The sequence below is a fragment of the Novosphingobium sp. B-7 genome, assembly GCF_000410615.1.
In the GTDB taxonomy this organism is placed as follows: domain Bacteria; phylum Pseudomonadota; class Alphaproteobacteria; order Sphingomonadales; family Sphingomonadaceae; genus Novosphingobium; species Novosphingobium capsulatum.
In genome coordinates this window covers 12,960-35,024 of sequence record NZ_KE148381.1, presented here as the reverse complement: position 1 = coordinate 35,024, position 22,065 = coordinate 12,960, and the positions used below count along the sequence as shown (strand labels likewise).

Annotated in this window: 23 protein-coding genes; 10 read left to right on the top strand and 13 right to left on the bottom strand. The window is 66.0% G+C overall.

What is annotated here, in order from left to right:
• Nucleotides 1–7 precede the first annotated feature (7 nt).
• Nucleotides 8–913 carry a LysR substrate-binding domain-containing protein gene (locus H926_RS0115960; RefSeq protein WP_022677213.1) on the bottom strand — a complete coding sequence of 302 codons (906 nt, stop codon included), beginning with the start codon at nucleotides 911–913 and terminating at the stop codon, nucleotides 8–10.
• A gap of 99 nt (nucleotides 914–1,012) precedes the next feature.
• On the opposite strand from H926_RS0115960, the gene H926_RS28070 reads away from it, so the two are divergent.
• From H926_RS28070 to fghA, 7 genes are all read left to right on the top strand, one after another.
• Complete coding sequence (locus tag H926_RS28070; protein ID WP_043609912.1) at nucleotides 1,013–2,050, top strand: DUF1338 domain-containing protein; 1,038 nt, start codon at nucleotides 1,013–1,015, stop codon at nucleotides 2,048–2,050.
• An 85-nt stretch (nucleotides 2,051–2,135) separates the two neighbouring features.
• Nucleotides 2,136–3,356, top strand: a complete 1,221-nt coding sequence (locus H926_RS28065) for an aspartate aminotransferase family protein (protein WP_022677211.1) — start codon at nucleotides 2,136–2,138, stop codon at nucleotides 3,354–3,356.
• The gene (locus tag H926_RS0115945) at nucleotides 3,356–4,366 is read left to right on the top strand and encodes an arginine N-succinyltransferase (protein WP_022677210.1); all 1,011 of its coding nucleotides are present in this window, start codon (nucleotides 3,356–3,358) and stop codon (nucleotides 4,364–4,366) included. Before H926_RS28065 ends, H926_RS0115945 begins: the two co-directional genes overlap by 1 nt.
• A gap of 5 nt (nucleotides 4,367–4,371) precedes the next feature.
• A complete protein-coding gene (astD, locus tag H926_RS0115940; RefSeq protein WP_028658104.1) occupies nucleotides 4,372–5,781 on the top strand; it encodes a succinylglutamate-semialdehyde dehydrogenase in 1,410 nt (469 codons plus the stop codon).
• A 63-nt stretch (nucleotides 5,782–5,844) separates the two neighbouring features.
• On the top strand, nucleotides 5,845–8,448 hold the full coding sequence (locus tag H926_RS28060) for an HWE histidine kinase domain-containing protein (protein ID WP_022677208.1): 2,604 nt from the start codon (nucleotides 5,845–5,847) through the stop codon (nucleotides 8,446–8,448).
• A 73-nt stretch (nucleotides 8,449–8,521) separates the two neighbouring features.
• A complete protein-coding gene (locus H926_RS0115930) occupies nucleotides 8,522–8,902 on the top strand; it encodes a VOC family protein (protein ID WP_022677207.1) in 381 nt (126 codons plus the stop codon).
• The gene (fghA, locus tag H926_RS0115925; RefSeq protein ID WP_022677206.1) at nucleotides 8,899–9,744 is read left to right on the top strand and encodes an S-formylglutathione hydrolase; all 846 of its coding nucleotides are present in this window, start codon (nucleotides 8,899–8,901) and stop codon (nucleotides 9,742–9,744) included. The genes H926_RS0115930 and fghA overlap by 4 nt, the downstream gene beginning before the upstream one ends.
• A 48-nt stretch (nucleotides 9,745–9,792) precedes the next feature.
• Here the strand turns inward: fghA and nusB are convergent, their stop codons facing one another.
• Genes nusB through hisG form a run of 3 tightly spaced genes read right to left on the bottom strand, consistent with a single transcriptional unit; the run spans nucleotide 9,793 to nucleotide 12,202 of the window.
• Nucleotides 9,793–10,242, bottom strand: coding sequence for a transcription antitermination factor NusB (nusB, locus tag H926_RS0115920; RefSeq protein WP_022677205.1), 450 nt, complete (start codon nucleotides 10,240–10,242; stop codon nucleotides 9,793–9,795).
• Nucleotides 10,239–11,528, bottom strand: coding sequence for a histidinol dehydrogenase (hisD, locus tag H926_RS0115915; protein ID WP_022677204.1), 1,290 nt, complete (start codon nucleotides 11,526–11,528; stop codon nucleotides 10,239–10,241). Before hisD ends, nusB begins: the two co-directional genes overlap by 4 nt.
• Nucleotides 11,528–12,202, bottom strand: coding sequence for an ATP phosphoribosyltransferase (hisG, locus tag H926_RS0115910; protein ID WP_022677203.1), 675 nt, complete (start codon nucleotides 12,200–12,202; stop codon nucleotides 11,528–11,530). Before hisG ends, hisD begins: the two co-directional genes overlap by 1 nt.
• Between hisG and H926_RS0115905 the strand changes: the two genes are divergently transcribed.
• Nucleotides 12,201–13,307, top strand: coding sequence for a DUF2332 domain-containing protein (locus H926_RS0115905; RefSeq protein WP_022677202.1), 1,107 nt, complete (start codon nucleotides 12,201–12,203; stop codon nucleotides 13,305–13,307). The genes hisG and H926_RS0115905 overlap by 2 nt on opposite strands.
• Here the strand turns inward: H926_RS0115905 and H926_RS0115900 are convergent.
• Both H926_RS0115900 and H926_RS0115895 read right to left on the bottom strand, forming a co-directional pair.
• Nucleotides 13,298–14,605, bottom strand: coding sequence for a low temperature requirement protein A (locus H926_RS0115900; protein WP_022677201.1), 1,308 nt, complete (start codon nucleotides 14,603–14,605; stop codon nucleotides 13,298–13,300). The genes H926_RS0115905 and H926_RS0115900 overlap by 10 nt on opposite strands.
• On the bottom strand, nucleotides 14,602–14,874 hold the full coding sequence (locus H926_RS0115895) for a BolA family transcriptional regulator (RefSeq protein WP_022677200.1): 273 nt from the start codon (nucleotides 14,872–14,874) through the stop codon (nucleotides 14,602–14,604). The genes H926_RS0115900 and H926_RS0115895 overlap by 4 nt, the downstream gene beginning before the upstream one ends.
• A 39-nt stretch (nucleotides 14,875–14,913) precedes the next feature.
• Here H926_RS0115895 and H926_RS0115890 point away from each other — a divergent pair, with 39 nt between their 5' ends.
• On the top strand, nucleotides 14,914–15,504 hold the full coding sequence (locus H926_RS0115890) for a J domain-containing protein (protein ID WP_028658100.1): 591 nt from the start codon (nucleotides 14,914–14,916) through the stop codon (nucleotides 15,502–15,504).
• Between the two features lie 21 nt (nucleotides 15,505–15,525).
• Here the strand turns inward: H926_RS0115890 and H926_RS0115885 are convergent, their stop codons facing one another.
• The 7 genes from H926_RS0115885 to H926_RS0115850 all read right to left on the bottom strand — a co-directional run bounded on the left by H926_RS0115885 (nucleotide 15,526) and on the right by H926_RS0115850 (nucleotide 20,815).
• Nucleotides 15,526–16,194, bottom strand: a complete 669-nt coding sequence (locus H926_RS0115885; RefSeq protein ID WP_237741071.1) for a class I SAM-dependent methyltransferase — start codon at nucleotides 16,192–16,194, stop codon at nucleotides 15,526–15,528.
• A gap of 224 nt (nucleotides 16,195–16,418) precedes the next feature.
• Complete coding sequence (locus H926_RS0115880) at nucleotides 16,419–16,625, bottom strand: hypothetical protein (RefSeq protein ID WP_022677197.1); 207 nt, start codon at nucleotides 16,623–16,625, stop codon at nucleotides 16,419–16,421.
• 5 nt (nucleotides 16,626–16,630) lie between these two features.
• Nucleotides 16,631–16,987 (bottom strand): hypothetical protein, encoded by a 357-nt coding sequence (locus tag H926_RS0115875; RefSeq protein ID WP_022677196.1) that lies wholly within the window; start codon nucleotides 16,985–16,987, stop codon nucleotides 16,631–16,633.
• 161 nt (nucleotides 16,988–17,148) lie between these two features.
• Nucleotides 17,149–17,772 (bottom strand): calcium-binding protein, encoded by a 624-nt coding sequence (locus tag H926_RS30980; protein WP_158442000.1) that lies wholly within the window; start codon nucleotides 17,770–17,772, stop codon nucleotides 17,149–17,151.
• 316 nt (nucleotides 17,773–18,088) lie between these two features.
• A complete protein-coding gene (locus H926_RS30975) occupies nucleotides 18,089–19,228 on the bottom strand; it encodes an acyltransferase (RefSeq protein ID WP_022677194.1) in 1,140 nt (379 codons plus the stop codon).
• A gap of 212 nt (nucleotides 19,229–19,440) precedes the next feature.
• A complete protein-coding gene (locus H926_RS0115855; RefSeq protein WP_022677192.1) occupies nucleotides 19,441–19,977 on the bottom strand; it encodes a GFA family protein in 537 nt (178 codons plus the stop codon).
• A 31-nt stretch (nucleotides 19,978–20,008) separates the two neighbouring features.
• Entirely contained in the window at nucleotides 20,009–20,815 is an 807-nt protein-coding gene (locus tag H926_RS0115850; protein WP_022677191.1) for a VOC family protein, read from the bottom strand.
• Nucleotides 20,816–21,017: 202 nt separating this feature from the next.
• Here H926_RS0115850 and cobS point away from each other — a divergent pair, with 202 nt between their 5' ends.
• Nucleotides 21,018–22,010, top strand: a complete 993-nt coding sequence (gene cobS, locus H926_RS0115845) for a cobaltochelatase subunit CobS (RefSeq protein ID WP_022677190.1) — start codon at nucleotides 21,018–21,020, stop codon at nucleotides 22,008–22,010.
• Nucleotides 22,011–22,065: the final 55 nt, after the last annotated feature.

Here is a 22,065-nt window from a genome sequence, read left to right as displayed (position 1 = left end):
CGGGCGTTTAAGCCGCGCCCTGTTCCTTGGCCGCGTCGACCAGCCAGTCGTGGAATTTGACGAGGCCGGGGTGATCGCGCCAGTCGGGGCGCAGGACGAGGTAGTATTGCCCCTCGTCGACCAGTGCGGTGGCGAACGGGGTGACGAGCGCGCCTGATTGCAGTTCCGGTTCGATCAGGAAGCGGGGGAGCAGAGCGGCGCCCGATCCGGCGGCGGCGGCCTGGGCCAGCATCAGGAAGTGTTCGAAGGTCGCGCCTTTGAGTGGCGGCAGGCCATCGATGCCGGCCAGCGCGAACCAGCGGTTCCAGGCGTTGCGGCGCGAGATCTGGAACAGCAGTGGCTTGCTCAGGAGGTCGGCGGGCTGCTGCACCCCTTCGGCCGCCAGCCACGATGGCGCGCAGGCCACCACCGCCTGTTCGGTGAACAGCGGGATCATCTCGGCATCGTCCCAATCGGCCGCGCCGAAGTGGATCGCGGCATCGAACCGTTCCTCGCGCAAGTCGAACGGAAACGAGCGCGCGGCGAAGTTCACCGTGAGTTCGGGGTGCCGCGCGGTAAGGCCGGGCAGGCGCGGGGCGAGCCAGCGCATGCCGAAGCTGGGCAGGGTAGCGATGGTCAGGTCGCGGCGGCTGCCCCGGTCCATGGCCTTGGCGGTGGCCATGCGGATGCGGCGCAGCGCCGGCTCGATATCCTCGGCATAGGCGCGCCCGGCCTCGTTCAGGGTAACGCGGCGGCCGTGGCGCTGGAACAGCGGGGTCTGCAGGCTTTCCTCCAGCAAGGCGATCTGGCGGCTGACTGCGCTTTGCGTCAGGCCCAGCTGCGCGCCAGCGCGAGAGAAGCCGCCTTCGCGCGCGGCGGCCACGAAGCAGGCCAGCGCGGTCATCGAGGGAAGCTCGCGGCGTGATTCACTCATTCCAAAACCCGATCAACAGATGATGCTTACCCGTTTTGATACCCGGCTTTCCTATCATAAATTGCGGCTTGGGACGATATTAGATCGAAAGAGCGCATGATGCAGAACTTGGCAACCATCGAACAAACCGGTGCTGCGGATCTTGTTGAAAATGTCCTGGGCCATGCGGCTGCGGCAAAGATTCGTGCGCTGGCTGCCCCGATGGTGCCCACCGGCGGTCATGCCCCGGTCAACGGTGTCGATGCCTTGCGTTTTGCCGAGGCGCTCAATCTCGTGCTCTTTGCCGATCTTTTGAAGCGCGTGCCCGAAGGCGCCGAATACGTGGACGAATGCGTGGCCCAGGGCCGCCGCATCGTGCTTGACCACGGCGCGCTGCGCACGGTGCTGCTGCCGCAGGGCGCGCGCTGCGCCATGCCGCAGGGCGTGGAAGCGTTCCGCCGCGTGCTTGAACCGCTCGGCTATATCGAAGTGGGCATCTATCCGCTGCCGCGTCTCAAGATGACCGGCCATGTGTGGTGCCATGCCAAGCTGCCCGAAACCATGCCGCAGTTCTTTGTCAGCGAATTGCACGTCGATCAGTTCTCGCCCGCTTTTGCGAAGGCGGCCGTGCGCGTGTTCGGCCCGGCGCTCGATCGCCTCGATGCCGCCACGGCGCAGGTGCTGTCGCGCTTTGCCGCCGGTGGCAGCGTGCCGCAGGACGATGCCGTGGCCGCCCTCAAGGTCGTGATGGGGCTGTTCGATCGCCAGCACCCGGTGCCGTTCGAAAGCGACTATGAGATCCTGCGCGCCGAAAGCGCCGAGGCCGCCTGGATCGCCACCGAAGGCAACGCTTTCAACCACGTGACCGATCGCGTCGCTGATGTGGAGGCAACCGCGCAGGGCGAGCGCGTGGCAGGCCGCAGCATCAAGGACAAGGTGGAGGTTTCCGCCTCGGGCCGGGTGCGGCAGACCGCGCTGCGCGCGGCCCAGGTCAAGCGTTCCTTCCGGGCCGAGGATGGCACGCTGACGGCGCAGACCGTGCCGGGCTCGTTCTTCGAGTTCATCACGCGCCGGGCCGATCCGGCTACGGGCAAGCTCGACCTTACCTTTGACAGCGGCAATGCCACCGGCATCTTCAAGATGACGGCCGCCGCCTGAGAGTTTACCCCGTGCCATGGCGCGGGGGCGGTTCATTCATAACAACAACACCAGTTCCGCATCTCGATTGCGGGGAGAAATCGTCATGTCTCAAGCCCTGATGCCGCTTTATGCCCGTGCCCAGATCGAAGTGGAACGTGGTGAAGGTGTGTGGCTGGAAGCGCGCGACGGCCGCCGCTTCCTCGATTGCGTGGCGGGGATCGCCACGTGCAGCCTGGGTCATGCCCATCCCGGGCTGGTCGCCGCGCTCACCGCGCAGGCGCACAAGCTGTGGCATGTTTCCAACATCTTCCGCATTCCCGGCCAGGAAGAGCTGGCGGAAAAGCTGACCGGCGCCACCTTTGCCGATCTGGTCTATTTCGCCAATTCCGGCACCGAGGCTGTTGAAGCCGCGCTCAAGACCGCGCGTCGCTATCACTTTGCCAAGGGCAATCCCGAGCGGATCGACGTGATCGGCTTTGCCGGGTCGTTCCACGGGCGCACCTATGCGGCGATCAACGCCTCGGGCAATCCCACCTATCTCGAAGGGTTCGGCCCGCGCCTGCCCGGCTTCCACCAGATGTCGGTGGATGACCTGCCCGCGCTCGCCGAAGCGATTGCCCGCCCCACCACGGCGGCCGTGATCGTGGAGCCGGTGCAGGGCGAGGGCGGTGCCCGCGCGCTGTCGGGCGAATTCCTGTTGGAACTGCGCCGCCTGACGCGTGAGCACGGCGTGCTGCTGATCCACGATGAAGTGCAAAGCGGCATGGGCCGTACCGGCAAGCTGTTTGCCCACCAGTGGTTTCCCGGCGCCGAGCCCGACATCATGGCGATTGCCAAGGCGCTGGGCGGCGGTTTCCCGATCGGCGCCTGCCTGGCCAGCGCAGAGGCGGCGAGCGGCATGGTCACCGGCGTGCATGGCACCACGTTTGGCGGCAATCCGCTGGCCATGGCCGTGGGCCTGGCCGTGTTCGACGTGATTGCGCAGGACGCTGCCCTGGCGCATGTTGGCGCGATGTCAGATCGCTTCTATTCCGGCTTTGCCGCCTTGGCGGCGCGCTATCCCGATCAGATCGTGGAAACGCGCGGCAAGGGCCTGCTCATGGGCCTCAAGCTCCATGCCAACAACCGCGAGGTCATGGCCCTGGCCCGCGAGCACGGCCTGCTGGTGGCCGGCGGCGGCGAAAACTGCGTGCGCATGCTGCCTTCGCTGTTGATCACGGCAGAGGAAGTGGACGAGGCGCTGTCCCGCCTCGATGCCACGCTGGCTGATGCGCGTGCACGCGGCTGGGGCCAGGTCGACGCTGCCAGCGCGGTGGCCGCCTGATGCTGGTGGTGCGGCCGGCCGGGCCGGCCGATATCGATGCGCTGCTCGATCTGGCGTTCCTTTCGGGCAAGGGCTTTACCAGCCTGCCCGAAGACCGCGCCGTGCTGGCCGAGCGGCTGGCGCTTTCCGCGCAAAGCTTTGCGCGGGAAGTGTCGCCGCAGCACGCCTGGTACACGCTGATGCTCGAAGACACCGAAACCGGCGTGATCGAGGGCGTGGCCGGGATCAAGGGCGCGGTAGGGCTCGACCGGCCGCACTTTTCATTCCGGGTGATGACCCTGGCGCAGTATTCGTCGGCAACCGGCACGCGGTTCGATCACCAGGCGCTGGTGCTGGTCAACGAATGCACCGGATCGTCGGAAGTGGGATCGCTGTTCCTGCGCCCGCGCAAGCGGCAGGGCGGGGCGGGATCGCTGTTGGCCCGGGCGCGCTATGCGCTGATCGGTGCCAACCGTGATCTGTTTGCCGCCACGATCATGGCCGAACTGCGCGGCTGGTTCGACGAGCGCGATGAAAGCCCGTTCTGGCACGGCATCGCCGCCAAGTTCTTTCGCCTGCCGTTCGAGGATGCCGATCGCATGATCACCGCGACCGACGGGCAGTTCATCCTTGATCTGGCGCCGCGCCACCCGATCTACCTCGAACTGGTCGATCCCGCCGCGCGCGAGGCAATCGCCAAGGTTCATCGCCACGGCGCGCGCGCGCTGGCGATGCTGGAAGACGAAGGCTTTACCCGTTCGGGCCTGATCGACATTTTCGATGGTGGCCCCACCGTGACGGCGCCGCGCGACCAGATCCGCACCGTGCGCAATGCGCAGACCCTGCCGGCAGCGGCCGGCGTGGTGGAACCGGCGGCCGACGAGCGGCTGCATCTGGTGGCGGTGCCCGGCCTTGCCACGTTCCGCGCCACGCTGACTCCGGCCCGCATCACCGATGATGCCCTGGTCGTTCCCGAAGCAACCCTGGCCGCCCTGGGCATTCGCCCGGGTGACCCTCTGATCGTGAGTTGATTGCCGTGACCCAAAGGCTCCAGTCGTTCGATCCGGCCCATGGCCGCGTGGTGTGGGAAGGCGAAGTGGCAGACGAGGCGGCCTGCGCTGCTGCGCTGGCCAAGGCCCGTGCCGCGTTCCCGGCCTGGGCACGTACCCCGCTCGAAGAGCGCGTGGCGATTGCCGAGCGTTATGCCACGCTGGTCAAGGCCAGCCCGGCGCTGGCCGAGCTGATTTCCGCCGAAACCGGCAAGCTGCTGTGGGAAACGCGCGCCGAGCAGGCCTCCATGGCCGGCAAAGTGGCGGTGTCGATCGCGGCGCAAGCCGAACGCACTGGTTCGCGCAGCGCCGATATGCCGTTCGGCAGCGCCACCCTGCGCCATCGTCCGCACGGCGTGATGGCCGTGCTTGGTCCCTACAATTTCCCCGGCCACCTGCCCAACGGGCACATCGTGCCCGCGCTGCTGGCGGGCAATACCGTGGTGTTCAAGCCTTCGGAACTGACTCCGGCCACCGGCGCTGCCATGGTGGGCCTGTGGCGCGAAGCCGGGCTGCCCGATGGCGTGCTCAATATCGTGCAGGGTGGGCGCGAAACTGGTGAGGCGCTGCTCAAGGGGCGGATCGATGGGCTGCTGTTCACCGGCTCTGCCGCCGCCGGGCAGATCTTCCGCCGCCAGTTTGCCGATCGCCCCGATGTGATCCTGGCGCTGGAACTGGGCGGCAACAATCCGCTGGTGGCCTGGGATGGCGATCCGGCGGCGGTGGCCAGCCTCATCGTCCATTCGGCCTTCGTGACCAGCGGGCAGCGCTGCTCGTGCGCACGGCGTCTGATCCTGCCCGAGGGGGCATGGGGTGACGCAGTGATCGCGGCGCTGGTCGACCTGGCGCAGCGCCTGCCGATCGCGGCATGGGACGAGCCGGGCGAGGCTTTCATGGGCCCGCTGGTGGGCGATGCCCAGGCCCGCGCCGCGCGGGCGGCCGTGGCAGACTTGGTCTCCGCCGGTGCCCGGCCGATCCTCGCCGAAGCCGTGCAGGAAGGACGGCGCGAGGCATTCTTTGCACCGGTGATCCTCGATGTGACCGGCCTGGCCGTGCCCGATCGTGAGGTTTTTGCCCCGGTGTTGAGCGTGCGGCGCGTGGCCGATTTCGCCGCCGCGCTGGCCAGTGCCAACGACACCGCGTTCGGCCTGTCGGCCGGGCTGGTCTCGGCCGATCCCGCGTTGTGGGACGAGTTCCGCCTGATGGTGCGTGCCGGCGTGGTCAACTGGAATCGCCCGACCACGGGCGCTGCGGCCAACATGCCGTTCGGCGGGCTGGGTGACAGTGGCAACCACCGCCCCAGCGCCTATTACGCCGCGGATTATTGCGCCTGGCCGATGGCCAGTTTCGAGGCGCCGGCGATCGCGGCACAGCCGGTGCCGGGCATTCCGTCATAAATTGCAAAAGGTGCCGAATATTTTCGGCACCTTTTTTCCCATGGTGCGTTATCTGCGCTACGGATGACCCACCATACTGAATCGAACGGCCAGGTTCCTGCCGAGCAGGCGGAAGCCTTTGCTGTAGATCTCAGCAATTGCGATCGCGAGCCGATCCATATCCTGGGCATCATTCAGCCCTTTGGATTTCTCGTCGCCATCACGCCCGATTGGATGGTTGCGCGTGTTTCCGAAAACATCGAACAGTTCACCGGCATGGCCGCGCACGACGTGCTGGGCCAGCCGCTTACCCATCTGCTAGACCGCGAGGCAATCCACACCATCCGCAACCGGCTGACCACGCTGCGTGGCGCCGATGCGGTAGAGCGGATTTTTGCCCTGCCATTGCTGGCTGGGCAGCCGCCGTTCGACGTGGCGCTGCATTTCGCCGGCCGCGAGATCGTGATCGAGGCCGAGCCGGCAGCGCTGGAGCCGATCGAGGCGACCTCGGTGGTGCGCAGCATGATCGGCCGGCTGCAACAGGTGGAAGGCCTACCCGCGTTCCTGCGGGAAGGCGCGCGCCAGGTGCGGGCGATCACCGGGTTTGACCGGGTCATGGTCTATCGCTTCGATGCGCAGGAATCGGGCGAGGTCGTCGCTGAATCCGCGCGGCATGGCATCGACAGCTTCCTGGGGCTGCACTATCCCGCCAGCGATATTCCGGCCCAGGCGCGCCAGCTCTATCTGCGCAATACCTTTCGCGTGATCGCTGACGTTGGGTCTACACCGGTGCCCCTGGTGCCGCAGCGCGATCCCGATGGGCTGCTGTTGGACCAGTCGTTGTCCGTGCTGCGCGCAGTGTCGCCAATCCACATCGAATACCTGCACAACATGGGCGTATGCGCGTCGCTGTCGATCTCGATCGTGGTGGGCGGCAAGCTGTGGGGGCTGTTTGCGTGCCATCACTATTCCCCGCGCCTGCCCAGCATGGCCGCACGCAGCGCGGCCGAACTGTTTGGCCAGATGTTCTCGCTCATGCTCGACGCGCGGGAAAACGCCCAGGCTCGCGAGTATGAGGCGCGCGGTCGCGCCGTTACCGATCGCTTGCTGGCCACCGTGGCGCAGGACAATGACCTGCTCGACAATCCGCAGTGGCTGGCCGACGTGATCGGCGATGCCATTCCCGCCGATGGCATCGGCGTGCATGTGCGCGGGCAGACCTCGCTGGTGGGGCTGACTCCCAATGACGACCAGTTCGACAGCATCGTGCGCCTGCTCAACCGGGTCTCTTCCGGGCAGGTCTTTGCCACCGAGACGATTTCCAAGCTGCTGCCAGCCGCGGCCGATCACGCCGATGTGGCGGCCGGCATGCTGGCGATTCCGCTGTCGCGCGAGCCGCGTGACTATATCGTGCTGTTCCGGGCAGAACGCCTGCGCGAGGTGCGCTGGGGCGGCAAGCCTGAAAAGGAAATGGTGCACGGCCCCAACGGCCCGCGCCTGACCCCGCGCAAGAGTTTCGAGGCCTGGGCGCAACTGGTAAAGGGCACGTGCCAGCCGTTTACTCCGGCCGAGCGCCGCGTGGCCGAAGCGCTGCGCGTGGGCATGCTGGAAGTGCTGGTGCGCCTGGCGGAAACCGCCGGGGTGGAGCGCGCCCGCGCATCGGAACGGCAGGAACTGCTGATTGCCGAACTCAATCACCGCGTGCGCAATATCCTCTCGCTGATCCGTGGCCTGATCGCGCAGACCCGCGATGGCGCCGCCGATGTGGCGGGCTTTATCGTCACGCTCGATGATCGCATCCGCTCGCTCGCCCGCGCGCATGACCAGATCACCGCCGATCGCTGGGGGCCGGCGCGGCTGGCTGACCTGGTAGAAGTGGAAGCCGGCGCCTATTTGCGCGCGCAATCCGAACGCGTGGTGGCGCAGGGCGAGAACGTGCTGCTTTATCCCACCGCCTACGTCACGATTGCCCTGGTCATCCACGAATTGATGACCAATGCCGTGAAGTATGGCGCGCTCGCTGGGCAGGGTACGGTGCACATTTCGTGGGAGCGTGACGGCAGCGGCGGGCTGGTGCTCGATTGGCAGGAACGCGATGGCCCGCCGGTGGCGCCACCCACCCGGCGTGGGTTTGGCAGCACGATCATCGAACGCTCGATCCCCTATGACCTGGGTGGCACGGCCAACATCGCCTATCTGGAACCGGGCGTGCATGCCCGCTTCACCCTGCCTGAACACTGTGTGGCGGGGGTAACGGCGGCGCGGCACAGCGGTCCCACGCCGATCAGCCTGGGCGGGGCGACCACGCCGCTGGACGATTGCAACGTGCTGCTGGTGGAAGACAGCATGATCATCGCGCTCGATGGCGAAGACGCGCTGCGCGAACTGGGCGCGGCGGCGGTCAGCACCGCGCCGACCGTGCGCGATGCGCTGCGCCTGCTGGAGCGGAACGAGTTTGCCTTTGCCCTGCTGGACTTCAACCTGGGTGTGGATACCAGCGCGCCGATCGCCGATCGGCTGACCGAACTGGGTGTGCCCTTTGCCTTTGCCACCGGCTATGGCGAAGGCATTGGCAACGAACGCTGGCCCGGCGTGCCGGTGATCAACAAGCCCTATGGCCTCAAGGAATTGCGTGCTGCCGTGGGCCAGGCCCAAGCCGTGCGGCGATCACCCCACGCGGGCACTTGACCGGCAGGGGCCGGGCCGGGCACACCCCGCGCGAGGCGGCGCATGGGGCGCTGCACCGGGAGAAGAGACGCCCATGTTCAGCCACCTGATGATCGGCACGAACGATATCGACCGTGCCAAGACCTTTTACGATGCCACCTTCGCCACGTTCGGTGGGCCCCAGGGCATCGTCGATCCCAAGGGGCGGCTGATCTATGTGCACAACGGCGGCATCTTCATCCTGACCAAGCCGATCGACGGCGAGCCGGCGACGTGCGCCAACGGCTTTACCGTGGGCTTTGCCATGACTCCGGAACAGGCCGACGCCTGGCATGCCGCCGGCATCGCCCATGGTGGCAGCGCCTGCGAAGACCCGCCGGGCGTGCGCAAGGGCAGCCCCTATTATCTGGCCTATCTGCGCGATCCCGATGGCCACAAGATCTGCGCGCTGCACAACTATGGCGTGGTGCAATGACGCTGGAAACGGTTTCCACCACCAAGGCCCATGGTGGCGTGCTGGGCGTGTACAAGCACGCCTCGGCCGCCACGGCCACGCCGATGACCTTTTCGGTGTTCGTGCCGCCCCAGGCGCAGGCTGGGGCGAAGCTGCCGGTGCTGCTCTATCTTTCGGGCCTGACCTGCACCCACGCCAACGTGACGGACAAGGGCGAATATCGCCGCCTCTGCGCCGAACTCGGGCTGATCTTCGTGGCGCCCGATACCTCGCCGCGGGGCGAGGACGTAGCTGACGATCCCGCCGGTGCCTACGACTTTGGCCTGGGCGCGGGCTTTTACGTCAACGCCACGCAAGAGCCTTACGCCGCGCATTACCGCATGTGGGACTATGTCTCGCAGGAATTGCCGGCCCTGCTTGCCGCGCATTTCCCGGTTGATATCGCGCGGATGGGCATCACCGGCCACTCGATGGGCGGTCATGGTGCGCTGACGCTGGGGCTGACCTATCCCGAAACGTTCAAGTCGCTTTCGGCCTTCGCGCCGATCGTGGCGCCGGGGCAGGTGCCCTGGGGCCACAAGGCGCTGGGCGGCTATCTGGGTGACGATCGTGCCGCATGGCGCGCGCATGATGCCACCGCGCTGGTCGAAGACGGCAAGCGCCCGGCGGGGGCCATCCTGATCGACCAGGGCGATGCCGATGGCTTCCTGGCCGAGCAATTGCGGCCCGACCTGTTCGCCACGGCGTGCGAAGCGGCGGGCGTTGACCTCACGCTGCGGCTGCAGCCGGGCTATGACCACAGCTACAACTTCATTTCCACGTTCATGGACGATCACCTGCGCTGGCACGCAGAGCGGTTGTAAATTGCCCTGCACCCCCTCCCCATCGGCGATGGGGAGGGGACGGGCGTATTATTTGCGCACGTCCTTGGCCACGGCGTCGAGTACGCCATTGGCAAACTTGGCCTCGCGCGCGTCGAAAAAGGCGTGGGCCACGTCGAGGTATTCGCTGATCACCGTGCCCACGGCAATGTCGGTGCGGGCCAGCAATTCATAGGTGCCGCAGCGCAGGATCTGCAGCATGGTCTTGTCGAGGCGGGCCAGCGACCAGCCCTGGGCCAGGCGGCTCTGGATCAGCCCATCGACTTCCTCGCGGCGGGCGATCACGCCCTTGACCACGTCATCGAAGAATTCGACGTCAGCCGCGGCATATTCCACGTCTTCGATTTCCGCGCCCAGCCGGTGCTGGTGGAACTCGTCGAGCAGGAAGCGCAGCTCGGTGCCTTCCATATCCACCTGGTACAGTGCCTGGACAGCGGCAAGCCGCGCGGCAGAGCGGGCCTGGCCCTTGCTATTCGTCATATTCCCAATCTCAGTTCGATCGAGCGGGCGTGGGCGGCAAGCCCTTCCGCATCGGCAAGCGCAATGGCCGCCGGGCCAACTGCGCCAATGGAAGCATCGCTCACGGCAATGAAGCTGGTACGCTTCATGAAGTCGAGCACGGAAAGCCCCGAGGAAAAGCGCGCACGGCGCCCAGTAGGCAGCACGTGGTTGGGGCCAGCGACATAGTCGCCAATCGCCTCGGGCGTCATGCGGCCCAGGAACACCGAGCCGGCATGGCGAATCTGGGCAAACAGGGCATCGGGATCGTCAGTGGCGATCTCCACATGCTCGGCCGCCAGGGCATTGGCGAGGGCGGGGGCCTCGTCCAGCGATTCCACCACGATCACCGTGCCGTGGGTTTCCCAGCTGGCCTTGGCCACGCGGGCAGTGGGCAGCAGGGCGATTTCCACGCCGACCATGTCGACCACCTGATCGGCAAAGGCGGCATCGTCGGTGATCAGGATCGCCTGCGCGGCCGGATCGTGTTCGGCCTGGCTCAGCAGGTCGGCAGCGATCCACTGCGGATCGTTCTTGGCATCGGCAATCACCAGGATCTCCGATGGCCCGGCCACCATGTCGATCCCGACCACGCCGTAAAGCTGGCGCTTGGCTTCGGCCACCCAGGCATTGCCCGGGCCGGTGATCACGTCCACCGGGCGCATTGTCTTGGTGCCATAGGCCAGCGCGGCCACGGCCTGCGCCCCGCCCACGCGCCACACTTCGTCCACCCCGGCCAAGTGCGCGGCGGCCAGCACCAACGGGTTGATCTCACCCTTGGGCGTGGGCGTGGTGACAACCAGCCGGCCAACGCCCGCCACCTTGGCGGGGATGGCATTCATCAGCAGCGACGAGGGATAGGCGGCGCGGCCACCCGGCACATAGAGCCCGGCCCCATCCACCGCGCGCCACTTGGCGCCCAGGCGCACACCGGCCGCGTCGGTATAGTCGCGGTCCTGCGGAAGTTGTGCCTCGTGATAGGTGCGGATGCGCTGTGCGGCCAGTTCCAGCGCGGCGCGCAGATCGGGCGCCAAGGCATCGAACGCCTCGCGGCAGGTGGCGGCATCGATACGCCAGCCATCGCCCTGCGGCAGGTGGCCATCGAAGCGCTGGGTATATTCGGCCACGGCTTCATCGCCGCGCAGGCGCACGTCCTCGATGATCGTCTGCACATCGCGGCTGACGTTCTCGTCGCTCTCGCGGCGGTCTTTTACCAGCCGGGCAAAGCGCGTGGCGAAATCGGCATCGGTCGTCTTGAGGCGAAGCATCAGGCGGCGGCCTTTCGTGCGGCAACTTGCGTGCGGAACGCATCGACCAACGCGCCCAGGCGGGCGCTGTCGGTCTTGAGCGCAGCGCGGTTGACGATCAGCCGCGCCGAAATCTGCATGATCTGGCTGGTTTCGACCAGGCCGTTTTCCTTGAGCGTGCGGCCCGAGGAGACCAGATCGACGATGCGGCTGGCCAGGCCCAGCGATGGCGCCAGTTCCATTGCGCCATTGAGCTTCACCACTTCGGCCTGCACGCCCATTTTTTCGAAATGGCGGCGAGTGAGGTTGGGATACTTGGTGGCGACGCGGGCATGGCTTTCGCGCTGCCAATCGCCCTGGCCCAGGCCGCCGACCGGCTCTGCCACTGACAGGCGGCAATGCCCGATATCGAGGTCAACCGGCGCGTAGAGATCAGCATAGTCGAACTCGTCGATCACGTCGGATCCCACGATGCCGGCCTGCGCGGCGCCATGGGCGACGAACGTGGCAACGTCGAACGCGCGCACGCGGATCAGCGTGACATCGGCCCGGCTGGTGGCAAAAGACAATGCGCGCGAGGACTTGTCGAAGAACGCGGCCTCGGGCACCACGCCTGCCTGTTCGAGCAAGGGCAGCGCTTCATCGAGAATGCGGCCCTTGGGCAGGGCGAAAACGAGCGGGGTGGCGGTGGTCATGACGCTTTCGCCCCTATGGCAAGCGCGGGAAAAGGGCAACCTCATGGCGTCGATCATGGATATCGCTTCTGTCGAACAGGCCATCGCCTGGCAGGCAGACCACGCTGCGGCCAATGGCGCCCCGGCCACGGGACGGGTGGTGCGGGCCCAATTGCCCTTGTTGGCATCGGGCGGTGCGGTTGGCGCGCGCATGGCGGCCTGGCCGGGCAAGCCCTTGGAAGACGCGCTGCCGCTGCGCCTGGCCGGTGGGCTGCACAACCTGGTGCTGACCGGTGCCGACATGCGGCTCGCCGCGGTCTATCGCGGGGAATTGACCGACCAGGCCATGATCGATGCGCTGGTCGGCGATCTGGTGGATCGCTTTGCCACCCGCCTGCTGCCCTGGCTCGACGGGCCACCCCAGACCAACGAAGCGGGGCGTTCGGCCTCGATCATGGCCGGGCTGCTGTGGCTCTCGGCACGGGTGGGTCCGCGCTTCGTGCTGCATGAGTTGGGCGCGAGCGCCGGCGTCAACACGATGATGGATCGCTTTGCCTTCGATCTGGGTGGCACGCAGGCCGGCCCGGCTGATTCGCCGTTGCATCTCGCGCCCGAATGGCGCGGCACCGGGCGGCCGCCGCAAGTTCCGGTCGAGGTACTGGCGATCGCCGGATGCGATCGCGCGCCGATCGATCTGGCCGATCCCGAGCAGGCGCTGCGGCTCAAGAGCTATGTCTGGGCCGAGATGACCGAGCGCATTGCGCGGCTGGACGCGGCAATTGCCCTGGCGCAGGCACGGCGGCCCGATCTGGTGGCGATGGATGCGGCCGACTATGTCGATGCCGTGCTGGCCGCGCCGCAGCCGCAAGACAGCACGCGAGTGATCTATCATTCCATCGTCTGGCAATATCTGCCGCCCGCCACGCAAGCGCGCATTGCCGCCGGGATCGAAGCAGCCGGCCAGCGCGCCACGCCGGGGCAGCGCCTGGCCTGGCTGTCACTGGAAACCGATCGTGCCACGTTCCGCCATGAATTGACCGTGCGGCTGTGGCCCGATGGCGGCGCGCCGGTGTGTCTGGCCGCCGCCCACGCCCATGGCGCCTGGGTGGAATGGCTTCAGCCCTGATCCTCGGCCAGGGCGCTGCCGTGGTGATGGTATGATGCCCATTCCCATACCGCCACCACCAGCAGCGCCAAGACCGTGGCGCCCACGAACACCGGCGCGGGCAGGGGAAAGGCCAGGGTCAGTGCCGCCAGCACGACCAGCAGGCCACCGCCCACCCAGTGCGACAGCGGAAAATTGCCGTGCGGGCTGGATGGCCGCTTGAACAGCCCGGTGCCGGCCAGGAACACCAGCAGCCCCCCGGCCTGGGTGGCAACCAGCGGCAGCTTGGCCGCGGCCAGCGGCGCATCGAGCAGCAGGGCATCGGCCACGGCGGTGATCACGATCCCGCCCACGATCGGCATGTGCAGATAGGTATAGACGCTGCGCGCCACGCGGCCGGGCTGCGCATGCTGGGCAATGTGCCGCGCGCCGCGTTCGGCACCCAGATCGAAATAGATCCACCACATCAACGCAGACCCGGCAAAGGCCAGCACGAAGGCCAGGCTGCGGGCAAGGTCGGCGGTTTCCTGCGCAAAGCTGGTGCCCGTTACCACCACGCCTTCGCCCAGCGCGATGATGATGAACAACGCGCAACGTTCGGCCAGGTGGCTGCCGGAAATGTCCCAGTCTTCCGGCTGCGATCGGCCCATGCCGGGCACGGCAAAGCCCATGAACGGTCCGCCGTAATCGACCGTGAGCGCCAGCGCCCACAGCCCCAGCCGCACCAGCGGGGCATCGACCAGCGCGCCGGCCAGCCATAATGGGGCCGAGGCGACGAACCACAAGGTGATGCGGATCATGTTGCGCGCGCCGCTGCCACGCCAATGTTCCTGCCGGCTCTTGGCCATGGCCCATGCGACAAACCCGCTGCGCCCGATCTGCACCAGGCAATAGCACGCGGCAAACAGCATGGCATCGCCACCGCCGCCAGCGTCGAATGCGCGCGGCATGGCCACGGCCAGCCCCAGGCTGGCCAGCATCGACAGCAGCAGCATGATCCGCACCGGGCCCCTTTCGGGATTGGTCCAGTTGGCGGCCCAGGCGGTGAACATCCAGGCCCACCATACTGCCAGGAACAGGACCAGTGCCTCTGCCAGGCCAGCCGTGCCCATATGGTGCAGCACATGATGGGAAAGCTGCGTTACCGCAAAGACATAGACCAGGTCGAAAAACAGCTCGAGATAGCTGACCGGGGCGTGTCCGCCCTCGTGATTGCGCAAGAGCGTGGCTGGCGCCGGCACCCCATCGGTCTCGGCCTTGGGGGCGGGCTTGCCAGCCTCGGCAATCGCCTCGGCTTCCTGCTTGGCCTGCTCGCTCATTCGCCCGGCGCGCGGGCGCGAATCGCCAGGGCGTGAACCCGCTGCCCCGGCAGATCGCCCAGTGCCTGGTTGACCAAGCGCTGGCGTTGCAGGCGCGACAGGCCGGCAAAGGCGGCGCTTTCGATCTCCACCGTGAAGTGCGATTCGCCGGTGCCATCATCACCCATATGGCCGCTGTGGCTGGCCGAATCGTTGATGACCTCCAACTGCGTGGGGGCAAGCGCGTCCACAAGTTTACGTTCAATTTCCTGGGCGATCGGGCCGGTCATCTCTTTCCTTTCGGGTTGGCACGCACCATGTGCAATGGCGTGAAGCATGACAAGTTCCATGGCCGCGTCACGGATACCGGGCGCCAGTGCAGTGCCCCGGGGTGCGATGCGCCGGGGGAATTCCGTGCGCCCGGCGTGCGCCCGTCCGGGTTTGACGGGCCTGGCGATTACCGCTGGTTCTGCCTCGACCACATTCGCGCGTTCAACGCCGGCTATGATTTCTTTGAAGGCATGAGTGCCGATGAAATCATGGCCGCGCAATCGCCGCTGGCCGGATGGGATACCCACACCCGCGCGTTCCGTCCCGACGCCGGCATCGATCAGGCGCCGCGCTGGGGCGATTTTGCCGATCCGCTCGAAGCCATTGCCCAGCGTGCCCGCGCCCGCAAGATGGATCACCAGGCCGCCCAGGAAGCGGCCCGGCGCGGCCTGACCCCGGAAGACCGCACCGCCTACGAAGCGCTGGGCCTGGGCTTTGACGCCGACCGCCACACCCTGCGCCGCCGCTACGCCGATCTGGTGCGGCGCTATCACCCCGATCGCAATGGCGGCGATCGCAGCCTGGAAGATAAGCTGCAGCGCGTGGTGGCGGCCTATGATCACCTGCGGCAATCGGCCGCGTTTCGCTAGTAGCTGGCTGTGAAAACGCGCTCAGGCCGGCTTTTCCAGCATGGCCAGCGCCTGCCAGAAAGCAGGGTGGTTGCTGTCGTCCAAGCCGCTGGTGAAAACAGGCGGGAGAAAACCCACGTCTTTGGCGAAACGGGCGATCCAGTCCCGGTGCAAAAAGCAATCCAGTTGTTCCGCGCGTTCCCCACGGCGCACGCGATCCACGCAGGCATTCCAGATCCGGTCATGGGCCGGTTCGGCCAATTCCAGGAATGAAAACACCAGTTTGCCGCCAGGTTTGAGCGCACGAAAGCTATCTTCGATATAAAGATATGATTCGGTTGGATAAAGATGTGTGAAGACCGACCAGTTGAAAGTCATGTCCAACGATGAATCCGGCGCCACGATCGTTGGCTTGTAATTGATGATGGCCTGATAGGTGGGGCACTGCCTTTGCAACTCCTGCAAAAGCTCGGGAACGACATCGGCGCCGGTATAGTCGCCCTGCCATCCAGAGCGTTGCAGTGCTTGGGCGGTTCGCCCGCAGCCACAGCCCAGATCATAAATGGCCATGCCGTCACGCAGGCCGTAATGGCGCAACACCGCGACATGGCCATCGCCCTGTGCGACGAAATTTTCCATCGTTTCTGCGCCGATGGCCTGGGCAAGAGCAAGGGAGCGCTCTTGTGGCATGGCCTTCAGCTTCTTTCGCACCACTCTTTGGTAATCGCGAATCGAATGGCTGGGTTGCGGTTTGGAACGTGACCGAAACAGCAATCGCATCTTTGTACTGTGCCCCCAAAATCAGTTTCGGGACACTGGCCCAAGTTGCGCTTTGTGCAAAAGAAAATCTTTGGGATTGAACGAATAACACACCGCAAAGGCTTCAATCTTGGCGGGAACACATAAAGGTTAGCCGACGCAGGGCGGGATTGTCGTCAATCCGGTGCCTGGTGAGCCACTTCGATCAGCGACGGGCCGCCGGCGACCGGGGTAAGCCAGACGGCGAGATCGGCCGCGATCAGGAATGCCATGCCGAGCATCAGGGCTGGCCGCTTGCGCTCGCCACGGCGCCAGAAAAACACTGCGCCACCGACGAGCGCCACGGTGGCAAGCACCAGCAGGGAAAGAACAGTATCCATCATGGGATTTAGCTGAACAGTCCCTTGGCCAGGCCGGCGATGTCGTTGAGCGGGTTGCCGTCACCATCCTTGTCGAGGAACTTGCTGACCTGGCCCAGCGCATCGGGATGATCACCCAGGATCGTGGCGAATTGTGACAGTGCGCCTTCGCCGCCGATGTGGCCGACGATCTGCTGCAGCAGGCCAGCATCAAGTCCGGTATTGGCAGCTGCGGTTTCGATGGTGTCGCCCTTGGCCTGATGGCCCGCGGCCAAGGCGGCGATGGCGGTTTCGGCCTGAGCGGGATCGATGCCCAGCTTTGCCGCCAGGTTCTTCACGTCCACCGCGCTGCTTACCTGGCCCAGGATGCTGTCGAACACGCTCATCGCTTTTGGTCCCCATGTTCGGCACGCCAAGGTGGCGGCCCAAGCCGCAGGGATAGCGCGCCAAGTGGCCCGCTTGCCAGAAAAAACGCCCTGCCGTGGCAAGCCATGGCAGGGCGCAAGGGTGACACGCAGCCGGGGCGGTATGCCCCAGCGCGGGGCGATCAGATCGCGACGGTATCGTCGGCGATGATGTGGCTGAGCGTGAGGGCCTGCTGATGGCCGAGCCCATCGTTGAGGACGAACGTGGTGCCGTCGAACCCGCTGGTGTTGACGAAATAGGTGCCCGCATCGGGATGCGCCTTGAGGTAGGCGGCCAGCTTGTTCACGTCGTCCTGCGAATCGATATAGGCAGAGCCGGTGCCCTTCACGGTGAGGCCGATGGCGTTGAAGATGCTGTCGAACCCGGTGATGCGCACCACGTCGTGATCGGCAAAGTTGAGATCTTCGACCGTCACCCACTGGTAGACGCTGTTGACGCCATGGCCGCCGGTGAACGCGAACGAGGAAAACCCTTCGCCCGAGCGGAACACGAACTGGTCTGCGCCCGCGCCGCCGGTCAGCGCGTCCTTGCCGCCGCCGCCCTTGAGAATGTCGTTGCCGTCGCCACCATAGATCGCGTCGTTGCCGCCGCCGCCGTAGAGCACGTCGTTGCCATCGCCGCCGCTGATGATGTTCTTGCCCGAGCCGCCGGTGACAACGTCGTCGCCAGCCCCGGCGTTAATGATGTTGTTGCCCTTGGGCGCGGCGATGGTGTCATCGCCGCTGGTGCCATTGATCACTGCCATGTTCATTCTCCTTCATTCCACCGTGTGGGCGGAAATTTGATCCACAAGTATTTTGCGAGGATACTGTGTGGTCGGGAAGAACAGAGGCGTTCCTCGGCCACGCAAGTCATGATTGCGACCTGACTTGTCTTATGGGTAATTGCACAAACACCCTGGCGGCCAAGGTGTGAATCGCTGCCGATCCTGCCTGGTTATAACGCGATATTGCGGTGCAACGTGCCGGTGTTTCCCGTTCATATTGGCGCTTTCACGCGGTAACAGCGGCAAGACCGGTTCAATCTGGAGCAAGTTTGAATCTGCGCGGCGCCTCCCTGTATCAGCCCCAGGTTGAGCCTTGGCGCACGGTTGTCGTTTGCCGTGCCGAACGCGCCTTGCCATCGAACCACTGCGAGAGCGCGGCGCGGCATGGCTCGTCGATGCGGGTGAGCACCAGCCAGGCCGCGAGCAGCAGGGGCGGGACCAGGGCAATGCCCCAGGCGCCCAGCGGCTCACCCTGCAGCATGCGCTTGGCTGCGCCCGATACGATGGCGAGCAGAGGCACGTGAATGCCATAAAGCGGATAGGAAATACGGCCCAGCCAGGTGCCGCCGGGCATGGCGCGATGGCTGCCGGCTGCCACCGCCACCACCAGCACGCAGGGCAGAAAGGCCATGGCCATGAACAACGTCCACGGCAGGTGCTGCACCGGCAGCGCCAGGGCATAGACCAGCGCCAGCGCGGCCAAGGTTGCGGCGGCCCGGTTCATTACCGGGAGCGCGTGGCGCAAGCGGTGGAGCAGCAGGCCGCAGCCGAACCCGAAGCAGACCCGGGCCAGACCGCCGTCCAGCGAACTGGCCTGCCAGCCCAGATCGAGTGTGCCATGGCGCAGCGCGCAGGCAATCAGCGCCAACCCCGCGAGCGCGACGCCGGCCGCGAGCAGCGCCGTGCTGCGCCGTACCAGGAATGCTGCCCAAGCGAGATTGGCGAGGATTTCGAAGAACAGCGACCACAGCGGGCCATTGGCCGGGAACAGTTCCCACCCCGTCGCCGCGCCATGCCACAGCTTTGGCAGGATCAGCAGATTGAGGGCATTGGCCAGCAGCACCTGGTCCAGCGGATCGGACCGATCAGGGGAAACCAGGCAACGCGCGACGAGATAGAGCCCACCCAGCCCGGCGCCCAGCACCGCCACCGGCGCCATCCGCACCAGCCGCCGCCGGGCAAAGCCGGCCCAGTCCATCACGGGTGCACGATCCGGTGCATCGGCAACCAGGCGCGCCTCATAGGCTTCAGCGAGGACAAAGCCACTGAGCATGAAAAAGAAATCGACGGCAAGATAGCCGTTGGGAAACAACTGGATGCCCGTGGCCCGCGTGCCAATGTGAAACAGGCATACGGCCAGCGCCGCGATGCCGCGCATCTCATCGAGCAGGGCATAGCGCCCGCTCTGCCGGGCCTGCTGCGTGGCCGTGTTCATGCGCTGTGCCCCCATTGCCAATGGGCGCGGCCCGCTGGCGTTTCTGCCCGAATTGGTGCGCCGCGATATCGCGGTGCACCGCAAGGGCAGGGCATGCGTGATCGTGACTAACGCATGATTAACCAAACTATCGACGGGGACTCATACGGATTACTGCTTAGTGAAAACCGTATTGCGCGCTGCGGCGTAGAATATCCTTTGCTGCCAGCCGCCTATTCCGGGCGGGCGCGCAGCGTGGCCAGCCGGGCGGCGCCTTCTGCACCATAGATCTGTGGCACATCGCGGCCGGCGTAAAACCCGTCGAACGCGGGAATGCCATCAGGCAGCGTGATCCATGGCAGCCGGGTGCGCACATAGATGTGCACGTTTGGCGGGCACAGCGCGGGCGAATCGAGCGTGCCGGCGCGCACGAAGGCCGCCTTTTGCCCCAGGCTGCCATAATGACTCCATACCGCTGTCTGGCACGCCGTGCAGCGCATGATCGTCTGCCCCCGCCCGCTGTGCGTCGGCACGGCGACCGGTGCCACTGTGCCAGCCAACAGCGTGAGGCACTCTGTCTCCACCACGGCATTGATGGCAAAGGCGCTGCCGCTCAGTACCTGGCACTCGTGACAATGGCAGCAGTGGACCACATAGGGCGCCCGCGCGAGGGCATAGCGTACCGTGCCGCAACGGCATCCGCCGGTGGCAAAGGGATCGGCGGGGCCGGCGATTGGCGCCGCATGCGCCTTCGGATTCGCGTCATTCATGCTGTACAGCCTTGCCCAGGGAGGGCCCAGATCATCCGGCGGCGGCCTTGCGCGAGACCAGCCCGAAAAAGGCGCCGGCAGGATCGCGGGCCTGGATCATCAGGTCGTCGCCAGGCACTTCGTGCACATCGCCTTCCAGCGTTCCGCCCAGATCCCGCACCGCCTGGGCAGCCGCGCGCACGTCTGCCACGCGGAAATAGGTGCGCCAGCCCAGCGGCGCATCGGCGCTGGGGCGGGCCATCATCGCCCCGACGCGGCCCTGCAGGGGATGGGCGATGAACTGGTAATCGCCAAAGGCGCCCATCGGCATGGCATCGGGATAGGTAAAGCCGAAATGCCGCGCATAAAATGTCCGCGCGCCGGGCAGATCGGTGGTGAACAGCTCGTTCCAGGTTACTGCCTGGGTAATGTCCAGTGCAAAGACCGGCGGTGGCGGCGTGTCTTGCCCCGGCGGCGGGGTTGGATCGATCAGGTAGAACGGCGCGCCCCAAGGGTCTGCCACCATGGCAAAGGTGCCCTCGGCAATGGTCGTGGGAGGCATCCACACGCGCGCGCCATCGGCCGTGATCGCGGCCAGCGTGTCCGGCACGCTATCGACCATCAGGTAGGGCACCCACCATGGGCGCGCGCCGGCCGCGATCATCTCGGGGCGCAGGACCAGCATGCCGCCCTGTCCGGCGCCATCGGCACGGTAGATATGGCGATAATCGATCGCGGCGGTTTCGTGGCCGGGCGAGGGATCGGCGATCCGCCACCCGATCACGCCTTCGTAAAAGGCGCGCACCGCATCGGGGGCGTCGGTTGTCACCTCGTACCACACGAACAGGCCTTGGGGCATGCTGGCATCCCTCCTGCGGGTTGGCCGGTCGATCGCGGCCCACGCATCATTCTCTCGATTCGCGCGTTATGGGCGGCAGCATAGCAGCTTGGCCGCCCAGGCCCACTGCGCATGGGCTCGGCCGGCACAAATGCAAGACGGGCCAAAAGCGCATGCCAAAGCATGTTGCAGCGCGGCGCCCGCGCGGATAGTCAGGTAAATGATGAGCGACACTTCCAATCTCGTGGCCCACGCTGGCACCACCACCGTCCTGCCCGCGCCCGATACCCAGGTTTCGGTGCGCGAGGTGTTTGGCATCGACATCGACATGACCGTGCCGGCCTTTTCCGCCGCCGACGAGCGCGTGCCCGATACCGACGACAACTATGTCTTCGATCCCGATACCACGCTCGCGATCCTGGCCGGCTTTGCCTACAACCGCCGCGTCATGGTGCAAGGTTATCACGGCACCGGCAAATCGACGCATATCGAGCAGGTCGCCGCGCGCCTGAAGTGGCCGTGCGTGCGCATCAACCTCGATGCCCACATCAGCCGTATCGACCTGATCGGCCGCGACGCCATCGTGCTGCGCGATGGTCTGCAGGTGACCGAATTCCGCGAAGGCCTGCTGCCCTGGGCGCTGCAGACCCCGACCGCGCTGGTGTTCGACGAATACGATGCAGGCCGCCCCGACGTGATGTTCGTGATCCAGCGCGTGCTGGAAACCGAAGGCAAGCTGACCCTGCTCGACCAGAACCGGGTGATTCGCCCCAATCCGTTCTTCCGCCTGTTCGCCACGGCCAATACTGTGGGCCTGGGCGATACCTCGGGCCTCTATCACGGCACGCAGGCGATCAACCAGGGCCAGATGGACCGCTGGAACCTGGTCGTCGCGCTCAACTATCTGCCCGCGGAAACCGAAATCGACGTGGTTTCCAAGAAGGTGCAAGGCCTGGATGCCCAGGTGATCGCGCAGATGGTCCGCGTGGCCGACCTGACCCGCAAGGGCTTCATGGCTGGCGACATTTCCACGGTGATGAGCCCGCGTACCGTGATCAGCTGGGCGCAGAACAGCCAGATCTTCAACGACGTCGGCTTTGCCTTCCGCCTCTCGTTCCTCAACAAGTGTGACGAGGCCGAGCGCGTGCTGGTGGCCGAATATTATCAGCGGGTGTTTGCCAAGGACCTGCCAGAAAGCGTCGCGCACAAGGCGTGATGCTGGGCGCTTGACGCCCTTCGACAAGCTCAGGGCGAACGGATGCAGCCGAAGT

What these genes read in the sequence shown, in the direction of transcription:
- H926_RS0115895 (WP_022677200.1), bottom strand. Translation starts at nt 14,874, where the DNA reads ATGACCGGCCCGATCGCCCAGGAAATTGAACGTAAACTTGTGGACGCG.
- H926_RS0115880 (WP_022677197.1), bottom strand. Translation starts at nt 16,625, where the DNA reads ATGATGGATACTGTTCTTTCCCTGCTGGTGCTTGCCACCGTGGCGCTC.
- H926_RS28060 (WP_022677208.1), top strand. Translation starts at nt 5,845, where the DNA reads ATGACCCACCATACTGAATCGAACGGCCAGGTTCCTGCCGAGCAGGCG.
- cobS (WP_022677190.1), top strand. Translation starts at nt 21,018, where the DNA reads ATGAGCGACACTTCCAATCTCGTGGCCCACGCTGGCACCACCACCGTC.
- H926_RS0115960 (WP_022677213.1), bottom strand. Translation starts at nt 913, where the DNA reads ATGAGTGAATCACGCCGCGAGCTTCCCTCGATGACCGCGCTGGCCTGC.
- hisD (WP_022677204.1), bottom strand. Translation starts at nt 11,528, where the DNA reads ATGCTTCGCCTCAAGACGACCGATGCCGATTTCGCCACGCGCTTTGCC.
- H926_RS30975 (WP_022677194.1), bottom strand. Translation starts at nt 19,228, where the DNA reads ATGAACACGGCCACGCAGCAGGCCCGGCAGAGCGGGCGCTATGCCCTG.
- nusB (WP_022677205.1), bottom strand. Translation starts at nt 10,242, where the DNA reads ATGACGAATAGCAAGGGCCAGGCCCGCTCTGCCGCGCGGCTTGCCGCT.
- hisG (WP_022677203.1), bottom strand. Translation starts at nt 12,202, where the DNA reads ATGACCACCGCCACCCCGCTCGTTTTCGCCCTGCCCAAGGGCCGCATT.
- H926_RS30980 (WP_158442000.1), bottom strand. Translation starts at nt 17,772, where the DNA reads ATGGCAGTGATCAATGGCACCAGCGGCGATGACACCATCGCCGCGCCC.
- H926_RS0115850 (WP_022677191.1), bottom strand. Translation starts at nt 20,815, where the DNA reads ATGCCCCAAGGCCTGTTCGTGTGGTACGAGGTGACAACCGACGCCCCC.
- H926_RS0115930 (WP_022677207.1), top strand. Translation starts at nt 8,522, where the DNA reads ATGTTCAGCCACCTGATGATCGGCACGAACGATATCGACCGTGCCAAG.
- H926_RS0115855 (WP_022677192.1), bottom strand. Translation starts at nt 19,977, where the DNA reads ATGAATGACGCGAATCCGAAGGCGCATGCGGCGCCAATCGCCGGCCCC.
- H926_RS28065 (WP_022677211.1), top strand. Translation starts at nt 2,136, where the DNA reads ATGTCTCAAGCCCTGATGCCGCTTTATGCCCGTGCCCAGATCGAAGTG.
- H926_RS28070 (WP_043609912.1), top strand. Translation starts at nt 1,013, where the DNA reads ATGCAGAACTTGGCAACCATCGAACAAACCGGTGCTGCGGATCTTGTT.
- H926_RS0115945 (WP_022677210.1), top strand. Translation starts at nt 3,356, where the DNA reads ATGCTGGTGGTGCGGCCGGCCGGGCCGGCCGATATCGATGCGCTGCTC.
- fghA (WP_022677206.1), top strand. Translation starts at nt 8,899, where the DNA reads ATGACGCTGGAAACGGTTTCCACCACCAAGGCCCATGGTGGCGTGCTG.
- H926_RS0115905 (WP_022677202.1), top strand. Translation starts at nt 12,201, where the DNA reads ATGACGCTTTCGCCCCTATGGCAAGCGCGGGAAAAGGGCAACCTCATG.
- H926_RS0115900 (WP_022677201.1), bottom strand. Translation starts at nt 14,605, where the DNA reads ATGAGCGAGCAGGCCAAGCAGGAAGCCGAGGCGATTGCCGAGGCTGGC.
- H926_RS0115875 (WP_022677196.1), bottom strand. Translation starts at nt 16,987, where the DNA reads ATGAGCGTGTTCGACAGCATCCTGGGCCAGGTAAGCAGCGCGGTGGAC.